This window comes from Gordonia sp. SCSIO 19800 (assembly GCF_018132775.1).
Classification (GTDB): Bacteria; Actinomycetota; Actinomycetes; order Mycobacteriales; family Mycobacteriaceae; genus Gordonia; species Gordonia hongkongensis.
In genome coordinates this window covers 183,861-198,677 of sequence record NZ_JAGRQM010000007.1, presented here as the reverse complement: position 1 = coordinate 198,677, position 14,817 = coordinate 183,861, and the positions used below count along the sequence as shown (strand labels likewise).

Below are 14,817 nucleotides of genomic sequence, written 5' to 3'. Positions count from 1 at the left end.
CGTCGGCCTGTAGCCCCCGGGCCCCATCCTCTCCTGTGACCAGTTCGGGGTTTGAGTGACGCCGCTGTTCGTACGATCGCCCGACGACCGGGTGTCCCCGACCCTTCGTGACGCCCCTCCGCAGGCTCCGGGGCTCCTCAGGGAGCAGACACAAACACCCCCGCAGGCTGAGGGGCTCCCCAGGGAACACCAGACAACGGCTCCGATCGAGCGCATCGTCGTCGTGGTGCCCGTCCACAACGAGGCCGAGCGACTGCCCGCGTGCCTCGAAGCCCTGCAGGCTGCGGCCACGGCGGTGCCGATCCCCGTGGAGGTGATCGTGGTGCTCGACGCCTGCGACGACGACTCCGCGACGCTGGTCACGGACGAGTTGTCGACCGTGGTGGTCGATGTCCGCTGTGTCGGCGCGGCGCGCGGAGCCGGTTTCGCGTCCGTGGGTCCGTCGTCGTCGGAACCGGCCACCACGTGGTTCGCGACCACCGACGCCGATTCGACGGTTCCGCGCGACTGGCTCGCCGAGCATGTCGCCGCCGCGGCCGCGGGGGCGGACGCGTACGTGGGCACGGTCACCCCGGACGGTTTCGACGAGTGGCCGGCGGGAACCGACGAGATGTACCTGCGGGAGTACGACCCGTCCCCCGGGCACGGTCACGTCCACGGCGCCAATCTCGGCGTCCGCGCCTCGACCTACGCCGACGTCGGCGGTTTCCGCGAGCTCGACACCGACGAGGACGTCGATCTCGTCGACCGCCTGCATGCCGCGGGCGCGGTCATCGAACGGGGTGCGCACGCGCCGGTCCGCACCTCTACGCGACGCGACGGGCGCGCACGGCACGGCTTCGCGGGCTACCTGCGGCAACTGTCCGGGGCCCGGCCCGACGAGGTCGCCGGGTGACGCCCGCACGGGCACGCGCGATCGTCGGCGACCCGTCCTTCACGCTCCCCCGCCCGGGCGGCGGATGCACCCTCGACCGGTTCGCCGCCCTCGTCCGGGCCTGCTCCGACGACATCAGCACGGGTCGCCTCGTCGAGGCGCACGCCGACGCCGACGCCATCCTCGCCGAGATCTGCGACGGCGGCACCTCCCCGGGCGAGTTCTGGGGTGTATGGGCGGCCGAGACCCGCGGGAGCGGCGTCGACGCCCGCCGCGGCGCATACGGCTGGGAACTGAGCGGGACCAAGGAGTGGTGCTCCGGCGCGACGTCGTGCACCCACGCGCTGGTCACCGCGCGCACCGACACCGGCAATCGGTTGTTCGGCGTCGACCTCGGCCACCCGGGGGTGTCCGCGGACAGCTCCGGGTGGGCCAACGCGGGCATGCGCGACTCCGACACCGGGACCGTCACGTTCGACGCCGTGCCCGCCGACGCGATCGGCGAACCGGGCGCATACCTCGACCGGCCGGGATTCTGGCACGGCGGGATCGGGGTCGCGGCATGCTGGTTCGGCGGGGCCCGCAAGGTCGCGGCGCCGCTCTACCGCGCGGCCGCCCGTTCCGACGACCCGCTGCTGCTGATGCACGCCGGCGCGGTCGACGCCCATCTCGCGTCCGGTTGGGCGCATCTGCAGGCCGCGGCACGCGAGATCGACACCGACCCGGGCGCGCCGTCGAAACGACTCGCCTTCGCCGTGCGCTGGTCGGTCGAACAGGTCGCGACCGCGGTGATCGACCGGGTGGGACGTGCGCTCGGTCCCGGCCCGCTGTCCGCCGACGCCGGTCACGCGCAAGCCGTCGCCGATCTCACCGTCTACATCCGGCAGTCCCACGCCGATCGAGACCTCGCAGTCCTCGGTGCTCTGACCGACGGCGTCCCACCCGGACCGGGATCGGCGGGTCCGTGACCGCCGACGGCTCCCCCTCGGCGCACCGCTTCGGCGCCACCCCCACCTCGGCGGAGGGAACTCCGGAATCGGAATGGCAGCGGTGGTTCGCCGCGCGGGGTCCGTGGCCCGACTTCGAGCCGGGCGTCCGGCGGCTCGTGGTCCTGGCCGCCCATCCCGACGACGAGGTACTCGGGGTCGGCGGGTTGATGGCGGCTGCCCACCGACGTGGCATCGAGGTCGTCGCGCTCTGCCTGTCCGACGGCTCGGCGTCGCACCCTGGTTCGCCCACGCTCTCGCCCGCCGAGCTGGCGATCCGACGACGCGCCGAAGTGGACTCCGCGACATCGGTTCTGGGCATCGAACCGACGCGATGGTGCGGGCTCGGCGACGGCACGCTCGCCGACCACGAGGACGAGATCGAGGCCATCGTCGAGCACACCCTCGCCGAGCAGCCCGAGACCCCGACGGCCCTGCTGGCGGTGTGGGCGCACGACGGTCATCCCGACCACGAGGCCGTCGGACGGGGTGCCCGACGCGTCGGCGACCGATGTGGCGTCCCCGTCTGGATGTATCCGATCTGGATGTGGCACTGGGCGACACCCGACGATCCCGACATCCCGTGGGAGCGGATGCGGACCTTCGTCCTCGACGACGATCTCGAGGCCGCCAAACGAGAGGCCGTGCAGGCCTTCGACACCCAGATCCGCCCGCTGTCACCCGCCCCCGAAGACGCCACCGTCCTCGGACGGCACATCCTCGACCGCCTGCTCCGCGATCGGGAGTTCGTCTTCGTGTGAACTCAAGACGCTCACGACATCGGCATCGACGAGGGCCCGGGACGGCACTCGACACCGACGATCATCAGGACGGATGACATGGCCGACGACCACACCGCCGGGAGCCGAGAAGGGCTCGCCGACAACTATTTCCACGACATGTACCGAGACAGCGACGACCCCTGGGGCTTCACGTCGCGGTGGTACGAACAGCGAAAGTACGCCCTCAGCCTGGCGGCCTTGAGCTCTCCCCGGTACGGGTCGGTGTTCGAGCCCGGCTGCTCGGTCGGCGTGCTCAGCGCGCAGTTGGCCACGCGCGCCGATCATCTGCTGTGCACGGACGTCAGTCCGCGCGCGGTGGAGCTCGCACGCGAGCGACTCGACGGCCACGACTCCGTCGAGGTGCGCGTCGGCGACATCGTCTCCGACTGGCCGCCCGGCCGGTTCGACCTGATCGTCCTCAGTGAGGTCCTCTACTACCTCGGTGACGCGGATCTCGACGAACTGATCGCGCGGTTGCCGGAATGTCTGACCCCGACGGGCGAGGTGCTCGCGGTGCACTGGCGGTGGCGGGTCGAGGAGTACCCGCGAACCGGTGACGAGGTGCACGCGGCCCTGCGGTCGTCGGCGTTGCACCCGTCAGCGTCGTACTCGGACACGGACTTCTGCGTCGACGTGATGACTTCGTCACCCATCGGGTCGGTCGCGCAACGAGAAGGACTCGTCACCGTCGCGGACGCGCACCGTACGGCATAATGATCTCTTTGAACGCCTGGGGGAGTTCGAAGCCTGCGCTTTGCTGTCGGTCCAGTCGAAGCGCTCTGAACAACGTCTCACGAGGAGGCAGGAGTGACCGAGTTGGCGGACTTCGGGGCTCAGATGACGCGCATCGCCGGCGAGATGCGCCGCGAGAGCGACGACACCGAAGCAGCGCTGCGTTCGATGACCAAATTCGCGGTCGACGCCATTCCGGGAGCCGAGTACGCGACCGTGACCCTCGTCGCGAACGGCACCATCGAGACGCCGGTGATGGTCGGCGACCTCGGCGGCCAGGCCGACAATCTGCAGCGAGAACTGGGCGAGGGCCCGTGCATCCGGGCTGCGGTCTCCGATCTCACCGTCTGGATCGACGACATGCGGACCGAGACGCGCTGGCCGAACTTCGCGGCTGCGGCAGCCGATCTCGGTATCCGGTCGATGGCCTGCTTCTACCTCTACATCGACGGCGATGACTCGGCCGCGCTGAATCTTCACAGCACCGAACCGGCGGCATTCACCGCCGAGGCCCGTCAACTCGGCGAGCTGTTCGCCGCGCACGCCGCGACCGCCCTCGGGGCCATCCAGGAGAAGCAGCAACTGCGCGCCGCGCTCGGCTCGCGCGACATCATCGGCCAGGCCAAGGGCATGATCATGGAACGCTACAAGCTCGACGCGGGCGAGGCGTTCGCACTGCTCGCGCGCCTGTCACAGGACACCAACACCAAGCTCGTCGATGTCGCCGTCCAGATCGTGGAGGCCGGGCCGGAGCCCTGACCGATCAGCGGAAGGCGTCCCGCTTCGGGAACCCGAGCGCGGGGATGCCGCCGCGATCCTGGTAGCGCTCGAGCCCCTTGCCGACGAGGACCCGCGGTCCGGTGGCCGGGGTGAAGAACATCATCCCCTTCTCGAAGAGCTGGGTGACGCCCGCGGCGTCGGGGGTCAGGGTCGGCACACCGAGCGCCTGGCCCAGCGGTCCGGTGATCCCGCCCAGGTCAGCGAACCGTCCGTTCATCGCCGACGTCGCCATGTCGAGGAACTTCGACGATCCCGGCAGGATCTGTTCGGCGAGCTGGTTGAGGCTGCCGAAATCGATACCCCCAACGCCGGGCGACGCCGGGCCGGTGGGCGGTTTGACGATCCGCGGCGGCGAGGGCTGACCCTGGACCGCGAACCACGACGACTTCAGCTGCAGCTTGGTTCGAGCTTCCTCGCCACTCACCTCCGCGGTCCCGCCGGAGCCGACCGCGCGCACCTTGATCGCGCGTCCGTGTTCGGCGCCCAGGCCGTTGGCCTCGATGACCTCGAAGCTCCGCAGCGCACCGACTCCGAACGCCGATCCGATGCTGCCCGCGCTGACGGTGGCGGTCCAGTTGTGGTTGGGCGAGACCGTGTCGCCCTCGTCGACGACGGCCGGGAAACGTCCGCCGGCCGTGTAGCCGCCGGTCGACGCGGAGAACTCGGTGAAGGCCGGTTGACCGTTCTGCATCAGGATCTGGCCGGCGGTGGCGTCGGCGGCCGCGTTGGTCCGGCGGTCCTCGCCCGAGACACCGCCGTAGACCTGCGAATTCTGGGTGTCGTCGATCTTCTTGCCACCCGCGATCGCCGCAAGTGCGTAGGTGCGGGCCGCCACGGCCTGCGCCTGCAGCGCCGCCGCGCCGCCGGAGTCGCCCCAGGCGGGCAGGCTCTCGCGCGGGATGACGCCCTTGACGTAGTCGTCGATGTGGATGCGGTTCACCACGCGCCCGCCTTCGAGGCCCATGGCCCCGCGGTAGGCCTTGTTCGATCCGCAGAATTTGAGGAATTCACCGGCCGGGCGGTTGGGCGCCATGCTCAGGGGTTCGACGAAGGTGGCCGGCACCGACCGCACCACACCGCCGCCGCACCCGCTGCGGATGGTGGCCGTGCCCCCGGACAGGCTGACCGCCTGCCCGGGAGCCACCGTCTGACCACCGACTCGCATGCCGGCGTCCGCGTGCACATTCACCGAGCCCTGACCCGTGAGGGCCACCAGGATCTCGGGCCTGTCCACCTTCCCCGCGGTGGTGCCACCGTAGTAGTGGCGCAGGATCTGCTGTGCCGTCCAGCCCTTGCGGGCGTAGCCGTACGCTCCCCATTGCCCCATTCCGCGGCCGTGGCCATGACCGTGCCCGATCAGCGTCACCGTCGACCCGACCGAGAGCTCGACCTGTTCGGCCGATTCCGATGAGCTCGCGACAGCGAGTCCACCGGCCAGCAGTGCGGGCGCCAGCCCCGCCGCGGCCCAGGTCAACGCGCGGTTGCGGGCCCGTCCGGGCCGCGCACCGCTCGCCGGCCATCGCGGCAGAAGCCGTGTAGGTCGGGCTTTGGTCACTGCAGAACACATCCTTCGGTCGCGACGACACCAGCCGCGGGCGGCGAACTTCTGCACCGCTCGTAACGCCTGTGACTGATGTGACGATTGGGACTTAAGTGACCCTAGTGAACTCAGATGCCGATCACCAACCCGAGGGGATCACAACCGGATCACGAGTTGTCCGGGCCGCCGTGACCTCTGGCGCGGGGGTCAGGTCCCCGGATTCATTGCCACCTCATCGTCAAGCATCGACACATCAGCAGCCACATCCGTCACACATATAACAAGAACATCACGAGTTACCGATGCGCGGCGTGTGTCGCCGCCGTCGTCGATGCCTGACGGCGACGATGACCGCCGTACCGAGCACAGTCGACGACTTCGAAGTCCTGGTGGCTTCGACGCCGTCGGCTGCGCTGATGTCGACGGCTGAGCGGACCCGACCACACCCCGGAGCACCAGCGCCGCGGTCCGACCAACCTGCGAGGAGACCTGAGTGCGTTACCCCAGACCGAAACCTTCGATCGCGCTCGCCGCGATCGCCGCCGCGGTCGTCGCGAGCCCGTTCGTGGTGATCGCGAGCCAGTCCGAACCACAGTTGGTGGATAACAAGCAGACGGTCTCCAACACCGAGATCGAGCAGGTCCCGTTACGGGAACTGCCCGCCGCCATCGTCGACGTGGCGACGTCCGGCCTCGCCGCGGCGGGGGTCGAACTGCCGCCGATCGATCCGGACGCGTTCCCGCTGCCGGATCTGACGGTCCCGCTGCCGAAGGGTCTCGTACCGGGAGCCGGCTCATCGTCGAGCACCGATCCCTCTGCCCCGTCGGGATCACCGTCGAGGGAGTCATCGGCAGAATCGTCGCCGTCGGAATCCCCCTCGACAGAATCGTCACCGTCGGAAACCGGCTCGGAGACAACAGAACCCGCCGCCACCCCGACGACCGAGGCGCCCAGCAGCAGCGAGCGGTCGGCACCGTCGACGACGCGGGAACAGCCGGCGCCTCGAGATGACCGGGCACCGGGGACCCCGACCCGATCGAACCCGAGCAGCACGACCCCGGCGACACCCACGATGGCCGACGGCCGCGAGGTCGGGGCGGCGGTCACGCACATCGCGCGCGAGGCGCCGATCAAGATGGTGGCGTTCACCTGGGAGCGACCCGTGGACGTCGACCTCAAGCTGCGTGCGAAGAACCCCGACGGCAAGTGGGGACCGTGGACGGTCCTGGAGCAGATCACCCGCGGACAGGCACCCAGCGCGAAGAACCCGGTCGGTACCGAACCGGTCTGGGTGGGCGACGCACGTGAGGTGCAGGTCGCCGCGAGCAAGGACGGCCTCGCGATCCCGGCGGCGGAAACCCAGGGCGGCGATCTCGCCCAGCTGGCCGTCGGCACCGCGAGCACGGTGGTGACGGAGTTGGCCACGGTTGCCCTCAATGCGCTGAAGGCGACACTCATCAGCCCCGAGAGCCTGCTCGGCCTCGGCTCGTCGTTGCTCTCGCCGCTGACCGGCGGACCGCAGGTCGTGGCCCGCCAGGCGTGGGGCGCCGACGAGTCCATCCGCTGTTCGCAGCCGGTGTACTCGCCGCAGATGCGCGGTGCGATCGTGCACCACACGGCCGGCAGCAACGACTACACCCCGCAGCAGTCCGCGGAGATCGTCCGGGGCATCTACGCCTATCACGCACGCAGCTTGAACTGGTGCGACATCGGATACAACGTGCTCATCGACAAGTACGGCCAGATCTTCGAAGGCGCGTTCGGCGGACTCGACCGCAACGTCGAGGGCACGCACACCGGCGGGTTCAACAAGGAGACCCTCGGGGTGTCGATGATCGGCAACCTCGAGGAGGTGCCGCCGACCGCGGCGATGGTGTCGGCGACCGGCAAGTTCCTGCGCTGGCGCCTCGGCAAGGCCGGACTCAACCCGGCGGGCACGGCGACGCTGACCTCAGAGGGGTTCGCGGGCACCAAGTTCGCGGCGGGAACGCAGTCGAACCTGCCGGTCATCTCCGGGCACCGCGACTACAACAGCACCAGCTGTCCGGGAGTCCACGGCTATGCGGCGCTCACCGCGATCCGGGCGCTCGCCGGCGGCGCCCCGCCGGCACCCGAACCGACGCCGCCCGCCGATCCCGCAGCCCCGGCACCTCCGCCGGCCTCACCCGGCGCCCCCGCGCCGCCGGTCGAACCGGGTGCTCCCGCCCCGGTACCGCCGGCGGCCTGAGCCGGGTCCCGCGATTCGCGGGGACGGATCAGGTTCCGGCGAACCAACGCTCGAGCACCTTCGCGACGCCGTCGTCGTTGTTGCCCACGGTGACTTCATCGGCGGCGTCGAGTGCGGTCGGATGACCGTGTCCCATCGCGACCCCGTGGCCCGCCCAGGTGAGCATCTCGGCGTCGTTGGGCATGTCTCCGAACGCGATCACCGCATCGACGGGGAGTCCGGTGAGCTCGGCGAGGCGGGCGAGTCCCGACGCCTTGTGTGTGCCCGGTACGGACAGCTCGACGAGTCCGTTGTCGGTGGAGAAGGTCACCTGGGCGAGGTCGCCGACCATCGGCTCCAGACGACGAGCCATCTCGTCGGAGGCCATGCCCGGCTTACGGACGAGTAGTTTCACGGCCGGATCACCGAACACCTCGTCGTCACCGACCTCGACGTGGTCGGGGTTGAGCCATGCGTGTTCGTAGCCGGCGCTCGCGACGAACGGCGCGGTCGCGGCGTCGTGTGCGGAACGGCCCGCCCGCTCGGCCGCGATGCCGCATCCCGGGATCTGCTGGTAGGCGATCTCGCCGAGTTTGACCAGGGCGTCGGGTTCGAGAGTGGCCGACCACAGCACGCGGTCGTGCTCGGCGTCGTAGATGATGGCGCCGTTGGCGCACACCGCGTACCGGACGTACGCGTCGGTGCCGGCGAACTGGTCGGTGATCTCGGCGATCCAGCGCGGGGGTCGACCGGTGGCCAGCACGAATTCCGTACCGGCGGCGCGGGCGGCGGCGAGCACGGACAACGTGCGCGGGGAGACCCGGTTCTCGTCGTCGATGAGGGTTCCGTCCACGTCGCTGGCGATGAGTGTGGGTGGACCGAATGTCATCAGCGTCTGCTTTCTCTCGACCGTGATCTCTCGGCGGCTCGTCTCGCCCGCGCCTCGGCTTTGCGCAGCGCCTCATCGGCTTCGATCACCGCGGCTTCCTGAGGTGTCGGTGCCGAACCGCCCAGTCGCGACGGAACCCAGAACTCACCCGGCGGGTGGGGACCGTAGGCTTCCTGGACCTCGAGGAGCATCGAGTTCATGGTGTCGCGGAGCCTCAGGGTCTCACGCTCGGGGGACTCACCCGGAGCTGGGGTGAACGGCGGACCGAACCGGACATGCACCGGCAGCCGGCTCCGGCCGATGTTCCGCAGTCCGCCCTTCGTCCACTGGCGGTGGGCACCCCACACGATCGCCGGGATGATGGGCACCCCGGTCTCGGCGGCCATCCGGGCCGCGCCGCTCTTGAACTCCTTGAGCTCGAAGCTGCGGCTGATCGTCGCCTCCGGATAGACCGCGACGATGTAGCCGTCCCGCAGCCGACCGAGCGCGGCTCGATACGCCTCGGCACCGCGCGACCGGTCCACCGGGACGGTCTTGGTGTGGTTGACCAGGAACCGCATGATCCCGATGTCCATGACCTCGGACTTGATGAGAAAACGGGTCCGGCGTCCGGCCCGCTGCACCCCGAGCGCGAGCGGCAGGAAGTCGACGTAGCCGGTGTGGTTGACGCACAGCACGGCGCCGCCGGAGTCGGGGATGTTCTCGATGCCGGTGAAGTGCAGGTCGAGAGCCTGCGCCCGGACGATCCGGTTGGCGATCAGCTCCAAGGTGCGATACACCGGCTCGCGGTGTCCGTGCCTGGCTGCGCTCATGGGTCCAGGTTAACGCCGCCTCACCGGCCGACAGTCGATCAGACGACCCCGGGGTCGTCCTTCCGCGGCTCGCGTTTGGCGGCACGTTCGGCCTGCTCCTGGGCGTCCATCCGGTTGGCCTCCTCGAGTGTCGGCGCCGAACCGCCGAGCCGGGCGGGGACCCAGAACTCACCCTTCGGGTGCTCGCCGTAGGCATCCTGCAGTTCGAGGAGTTTCGCACTCATGACCTCGTGCAGCTTGGCCGTGAGGGCGTCGGCGCTGCCCGTGGCCTCGAGGGGCTCGCAGACGCCGATGGAGATCTTGTACCCGGTGCGCCCCAGCTGTTTGGGGTGCCCCTTGGTCCACACGCGCTGCGCACCCCAGATCACCGTGGGGACGATCGGCGCGCCGGATTCGATCGCCATGCGGGCGGCACCGGACTTGAAGGCCTTCAGCTCGAAGCTCCGGCTGATCGTCGCCTCGGGGTAGACCCCGACGAGCTCGCCGCGCTTGAGGTACTCGACCGCGTTGCGGTAGCTGTCCGCACCTTGCGCGCGGTCGACGGGAATGTGCTTGAGCGAACGCATGATCGGCCCGGAGATCTTGTTGTCGAAGACCTCCTTCTTCGCCATGAAGCGGACCTTGCGACGGCCCTGCAGGTAGGCCGGGATACCCGCGTAGGTGAAGTCCAGGTAGCCGGTGTGGTTGATCGCGACGACGCCGGGGCCGTCGGCCGGTACGTGTTCCACACCCGACACCTTGAACTTCAGACCTTCGGCCAGCCACAACAGGCGGGCGGCGGTGATCACGGTGTCGTACACGGGTTCCATGCGAGAGAGCTTAGCCACTGTCCCCGGAGCCCTCGCCGCCGTCGGCAGCCTGGTCGCCGTGACCGGCCGTTCATCACGACGGGACCCGTGAGACTCCTCACGGTGAGCATCCCGCGGGACTCATGGCCCACGCACCAGCACGGCACGGCTCGATACCCTGGACGTCTGTAGTGCCCTGCCGCGCAGCCCCGCGCACACCATGAAAGGCCCCTTCGTGCAGATCACCAGCATCGGTCATGCCGGTTTCCACATCCAGACCACCGCCGGATCGATCCTCTGCGACCCCTGGGTCAACCCGACGTACTTCGCCTCCTGGGTGCCCTTCCCGGACAACTCCGGACTCGACTGGAAGGCGCTCGGCGACTGCGATTACCTCTACGTCTCGCATCTGCACCGCGATCACTTCGACGAGCAGAACCTGCGCGAGAACGTGAACAAGGACGCCACCGTCCTGCTCCCCGACTACCCGGTGCCGGACCTGCGCCGCGAACTCGAGAAGCTCGGATTCTCCAAGTTCGTGGAGACCACCGACTCGGTCAAGACGACGGTCACGAACGACAAGGGTTCGCTGGACGTCATGATCATCGCGTTGCGGGCGCCCGCCGACGGCCCGATCGGCGACAGTGGACTCATCGTCTCCGACGGCGAGACGGTGTGCTTCAACATGAACGACGCCCGGCCGATCGACCTGGACGTCGTCGACGAGGCGTTCGGGCACGTCGACGTCCACCTGCTGCAGTACTCCGGCGCGATCTGGTACCCGATGGTCTACGACATCCCGCGGAAGTCCAAGGCCAACTTCGCCTCTCAGAAACGACAGCGCGGAATGGACCGTGCGCGTTCCTATATCGAGCAGGTCGGGGCGACGTGGGTGGTGCCGTCGGCCGGACCGCCGATGTTCCTCGACGAGGACCTGTTCTACCTCAACGACTTCGGGTCCGCGGACACCGCCGACGACACCTCGATCTTCCCCGACCAGGAGACCTTCCTGGAGCAGATGCGCATCCACGGCACCGACGACGGTGAGAAGCACCGCGGCCTGATGATGGTGTCGGGTTCCGTCGCAGAGTTCTCCGGTCCGGTCCTGAACGAGGTCACGCATCCCTACGCACCCGCCGACGTCTTCGGCGAGAACAAGCGCGCGTACCTCGAGCGCATGAAGGAGAAGTTCGCGCCGGTCATCGCCGCGGACAAGGCCACGTGGGCACCGGCCGAGGGCGAGCCCCTGCTGCCGGCGCTGCGGGACCTCTTCGAACCGATCATGCGACAGTCGGACCTCATCTGCGACGGCATCGGCTACCCCGTCGGGCTCGTCATGACGCCGGGCGGGGGCGCGGCCAACGACGCCACCGAGACGGTCGTCCTAGACTTCCCGAACCGCATCGTGCGTGAGCCGAAAGAAGGAGAGGGCAAGTACCGCTACGGATTCCGCATCGCCACCGAGCTGGTGCGGACCGTCCTGCGCGACGACGAGCCCGACTGGGTCAACACCATCTTCCTGTCGACGCGCTTCACCACCTGGCGGATCGGCGGGTACAACGAGTTCCTCTACACCTTCTTCAAATGCCTCACCGACGAGCGGATCGCCTACGCGGACGGGTGGTTCGCCGAGGCGCACGACGACTCGGCATCGATCACCAAGGACGGCTGGGAGATCCAGCGGCGGTGTCCGCACCTCAAGGCCGACCTCGGCAAGTTCGGGGTCATCGAGGGCGAGAAGCTGACCTGCAATCTGCACGGATGGCAGTGGGACCTGCCCACCGGACGCTGCCTGACGTCGAAGGGACACGACCTCCGCGCGTCCAGACTCGACTCGTAGCCGGATCGCCACCCCGATGACCTCCGAACGCACGTACGGTGGCCGTTCGGTGAGCGACCGCGCCGCCGAACGGCGGCAGCGTTTCCTCGACGCCGCGCTGGTCGAGTTCACCGGCACCGGCTACGCAAAGTCGTCGGTGACGTCGATCTGCCGGGTGGCCGGACTGTCTCGCCGGCAGTTCTACGCGGAGTTCACCGACCGCGAGGCACTGCTGGTCGCGCTGTACGACACCGTGCAGGGCGCCGCTCGCGTCGCCGTGGCAGAAGCATTGGCCGCCAGCCCTTCTCGGGATCTCCGCGACCTGAGCACGGCGGCGATGCGCGCCTACATGGAATCGGTGGGCACCGATCCCCGGCGCGCGGCGGTGTCGTTCGTCCAGATCGTCGGGGTGAGCCCCCGCGTCGAGCAGCACCGCCTCGACGGCCGTGAGGAATGGGTCGAGTTCTTCGTCGACGCCATGTCGGAGTTCGCCGATCGCCCCGCGACGCCGCGGCAGCGCCACCTCGCGATCGCATTCGTCGGGGCACTCACCGGCCTGGTCCATCGCTGGAGCGAATCGCCCGAACCCGGCACACTCGACGACGTCGTCGCGGTACTCGCCGACATCCTGCTCGCCTTCACCACGCTCTGAGACATTCGCCGCCCACCCCGGACGTTGTGTCCTCGGACACACCGGGTGTATGTTCTGCCGAAGTGTGAGACACCTCCGTCTCACTTTTCGGAAGGGTTGCCATGCGGGGATGGAAACGCCACGGCTCACGGATCGTCGTGCGCCTGACTGTCGGGATCGGACTGGTTGCGCTGATCGCCGGCGGACCACTGGGTTCGGCTGTCGCGAATGCAGCCCCAGCGTCGGTCCCGGTGGCGCCGGTCCTCCCGTTCCCGGTGCCGCCCGCGATCCCGGAGTTCGACACGGACTTCTATCTGCCGCCGCAGGCGGTGGTCGCGGCCAAGAAGCCCGGTGAGCTCATCGCCGCCCGGCGTGTCCATGTCGCCGCCCTGTCGGTGATCCCGATCAACGTCGACGCCTGGCAGATCTCCTACCGATCCACCAACACCCGGGGCGAGCCGATCCCGGCCGTGGCGACGCTGCTCAAACCCAAGGGGCCGGCGAAGCCCGGACCGTCGAAACTGGTGTCGTGGCAGTCCGCGGAGGACTCCACCGCGATGTACTGCGCGCCGTCGTATGCCTTGCAGCAGGCCTCCATCCCGGGGCAGCTGACCGGCTCGGCGGACTCGAGCCTCGAGGTCCTACAGATCACCTCGTTGGTCGGCGCCGGCTGGTCGGTCGTCATCCCCGACCATCAGGGCCCCGAATCCGCCTTCGCAGCCGGGCCTCTCGCGGGACGCATCACCCTCGACGGGATCCGGGGCGCGCGGAACTTCGCACCACTGGGGCTCAGAGACGACGTGCGGGTGGGTCTGATGGGCTACTCCGGCGGCGCGATCGCCACCGGGTGGGCAGCGGAGTTGCACTCGCAGTACGCGCCGGAACTCCCGATCGTCGGCGCTGCCGAAGGTGGGGTGCCCGCGAACATCCGAGCGCTGGTCGATCTCGCCGACAAGAACGCGGCGTCGGGTCTGATCATGGCCGGGATCATCGGCGTCAGCCGCGAGTACCCGGAACTCGACCGTTTCCTCCAGCGACACATGAACCCGCTCGGCAGAGCCCTGCTGGCGGCCAAGAATCCGCTGTGCCTCACCTATCAGGCCGCACTCGCCCCCTTCGTGAACATCAAGGGCCTGGTGAACCTGCCGGGCGATCCGCTGGACCACCCGACACCGCGAAAGGTGCTGGGTCAGCTCGAGATGGGCGCCGGGAGCGGAGCGAGCGGGCCCGGTGGACCGGGTCACACTACGCCCGACTTCCCGATGTTCATCTACCAGTCGAACCCCGACTGGATCGCCCCCGTGGGCCCGGTCAACGAGTTGGTCCGCACCTACTGCGCCGATGGCGCGAGTGTGCGATACGTGCGCGACCATTTCAGCGAACACATCACCCTTGCTGTCGAGGGGTTCGCGCCGGCCATCGTGTGGATGCGGGATCGCCTGAACGGCAAGCCGGCACAGACCGGTTGCACCACAAGCGATCAGGGATCGATGGCGCTCGACCCGACCACCTGGCGCGCGTTCGTCAACCTCGTGGGCAACAATCTGGCCCTGGTGATCAACCAGCGGTTGGGCAATCCGCCGCGGGTGCCGTGAGACGGCCACAACACCGCCGGGCGAGCGTAGATGATGTTTGATGTGCGTCTCGGCCGGCAACGCTTGGCAGTGGTAGATCCACCGCACAACGGGAGTCCCATGACGCGCGATGACTTCACCTTCACCATCGGGGACGAAGAGCTGGTGGTGCGCAAGCGGTGGGAGACCGCCAGCATCGCCAACGACGTCTTGGTCGCGCTGTGGTTCGTCATCGGCAGCGTCCTGTTCTTCTGGGAAGAGACCTCACTCGCCGCAACGTGGTTCTTCCTCGTCGGGAGTCTCCAGTTCCTGGCGCGGCCGGTGATCCGTCTCCGCAGACGTGTCCACCTGCGACGCATCCGAGGCGACCGGTACACCGACGACGCCCAGGACTACTGATTCTT

Annotated in this window: 14 protein-coding genes; 10 read left to right on the top strand and 4 right to left on the bottom strand. The window is 68.9% G+C overall.

Going from position 1 to position 14,817, the window contains the following annotated elements; all coding sequences use genetic code 11:
* Positions 1 to 55 precede the first annotated feature (55 nt).
* The 5 genes from KB201_RS11045 (at position 56) to KB201_RS11025 (ending at position 4,133) form a co-directional block, all read left to right on the top strand.
* Complete coding sequence (locus tag KB201_RS11045; protein ID WP_211539286.1) at positions 56 to 895, top strand: glycosyltransferase family 2 protein; 840 nt, start codon at positions 56 to 58, stop codon at positions 893 to 895.
* Positions 892 to 1,842 carry an acyl-CoA dehydrogenase family protein gene (locus KB201_RS11040; RefSeq protein ID WP_058250930.1) on the top strand — a complete coding sequence of 317 codons (951 nt, stop codon included), beginning with the start codon at positions 892 to 894 and terminating at the stop codon, positions 1,840 to 1,842. The genes KB201_RS11045 and KB201_RS11040 overlap by 4 nt, the downstream gene beginning before the upstream one ends.
* Positions 1,839 to 2,621, top strand: coding sequence for a PIG-L deacetylase family protein (locus KB201_RS11035; protein WP_211539285.1), 783 nt, complete (start codon positions 1,839 to 1,841; stop codon positions 2,619 to 2,621). Before KB201_RS11040 ends, KB201_RS11035 begins: the two co-directional genes overlap by 4 nt.
* Before the next feature lie 78 nt (positions 2,622 to 2,699).
* Positions 2,700 to 3,356 carry a class I SAM-dependent methyltransferase gene (locus tag KB201_RS11030; RefSeq protein WP_165629210.1) on the top strand — a complete coding sequence of 219 codons (657 nt, stop codon included), beginning with the start codon at positions 2,700 to 2,702 and terminating at the stop codon, positions 3,354 to 3,356.
* A gap of 93 nt (positions 3,357 to 3,449) precedes the next feature.
* Positions 3,450 to 4,133, top strand: coding sequence for a GAF and ANTAR domain-containing protein (locus KB201_RS11025; protein WP_165629211.1), 684 nt, complete (start codon positions 3,450 to 3,452; stop codon positions 4,131 to 4,133).
* Between the two features lie 4 nt (positions 4,134 to 4,137).
* Here KB201_RS11025 and KB201_RS11020 read toward each other — a convergent pair whose 3' ends face one another.
* Positions 4,138 to 5,721 carry a SpoIID/LytB domain-containing protein gene (locus tag KB201_RS11020; protein ID WP_249145316.1) on the bottom strand — a complete coding sequence of 528 codons (1,584 nt, stop codon included), beginning with the start codon at positions 5,719 to 5,721 and terminating at the stop codon, positions 4,138 to 4,140.
* 466 nt (positions 5,722 to 6,187) lie between these two features.
* On the opposite strand from KB201_RS11020, the gene KB201_RS11015 reads away from it, so the two are divergent.
* Entirely contained in the window at positions 6,188 to 7,921 is a 1,734-nt protein-coding gene (locus KB201_RS11015; RefSeq protein WP_211539284.1) for an N-acetylmuramoyl-L-alanine amidase, read from the top strand.
* Between the two features lie 28 nt (positions 7,922 to 7,949).
* Here the strand turns inward: KB201_RS11015 and KB201_RS11010 are convergent, their stop codons facing one another.
* The 3 genes from KB201_RS11010 to KB201_RS11000 are packed head-to-tail and all read right to left on the bottom strand — an operon-like array spanning position 7,950 to position 10,410.
* A complete protein-coding gene (locus tag KB201_RS11010) occupies positions 7,950 to 8,789 on the bottom strand; it encodes an HAD family hydrolase (RefSeq protein WP_211539283.1) in 840 nt (279 codons plus the stop codon).
* Positions 8,789 to 9,601 carry a 1-acyl-sn-glycerol-3-phosphate acyltransferase gene (locus KB201_RS11005; protein ID WP_211539282.1) on the bottom strand — a complete coding sequence of 271 codons (813 nt, stop codon included), beginning with the start codon at positions 9,599 to 9,601 and terminating at the stop codon, positions 8,789 to 8,791. Before KB201_RS11005 ends, KB201_RS11010 begins: the two co-directional genes overlap by 1 nt.
* Positions 9,602 to 9,639: 38 nt before the next feature.
* Positions 9,640 to 10,410 carry a 1-acyl-sn-glycerol-3-phosphate acyltransferase gene (locus KB201_RS11000; protein ID WP_058250924.1) on the bottom strand — a complete coding sequence of 257 codons (771 nt, stop codon included), beginning with the start codon at positions 10,408 to 10,410 and terminating at the stop codon, positions 9,640 to 9,642.
* A gap of 214 nt (positions 10,411 to 10,624) precedes the next feature.
* On the opposite strand from KB201_RS11000, the gene KB201_RS10995 reads away from it, so the two are divergent.
* From KB201_RS10995 to KB201_RS10980, 4 genes are all read left to right on the top strand, one after another.
* Positions 10,625 to 12,229 (top strand): Rieske 2Fe-2S domain-containing protein, encoded by a 1,605-nt coding sequence (locus tag KB201_RS10995; RefSeq protein WP_211539281.1) that lies wholly within the window; start codon positions 10,625 to 10,627, stop codon positions 12,227 to 12,229.
* A gap of 16 nt (positions 12,230 to 12,245) precedes the next feature.
* On the top strand, positions 12,246 to 12,860 hold the full coding sequence (locus KB201_RS10990; RefSeq protein ID WP_211539280.1) for a TetR/AcrR family transcriptional regulator: 615 nt from the start codon (positions 12,246 to 12,248) through the stop codon (positions 12,858 to 12,860).
* Between the two features lie 101 nt (positions 12,861 to 12,961).
* Positions 12,962 to 14,434, top strand: a complete 1,473-nt coding sequence (locus KB201_RS10985; protein ID WP_211539279.1) for a lipase family protein — start codon at positions 12,962 to 12,964, stop codon at positions 14,432 to 14,434.
* Between the two features lie 99 nt (positions 14,435 to 14,533).
* Positions 14,534 to 14,812, top strand: coding sequence for a YrhK family protein (locus KB201_RS10980; RefSeq protein WP_211539278.1), 279 nt, complete (start codon positions 14,534 to 14,536; stop codon positions 14,810 to 14,812).
* Positions 14,813 to 14,817 lie beyond the last annotated feature (5 nt).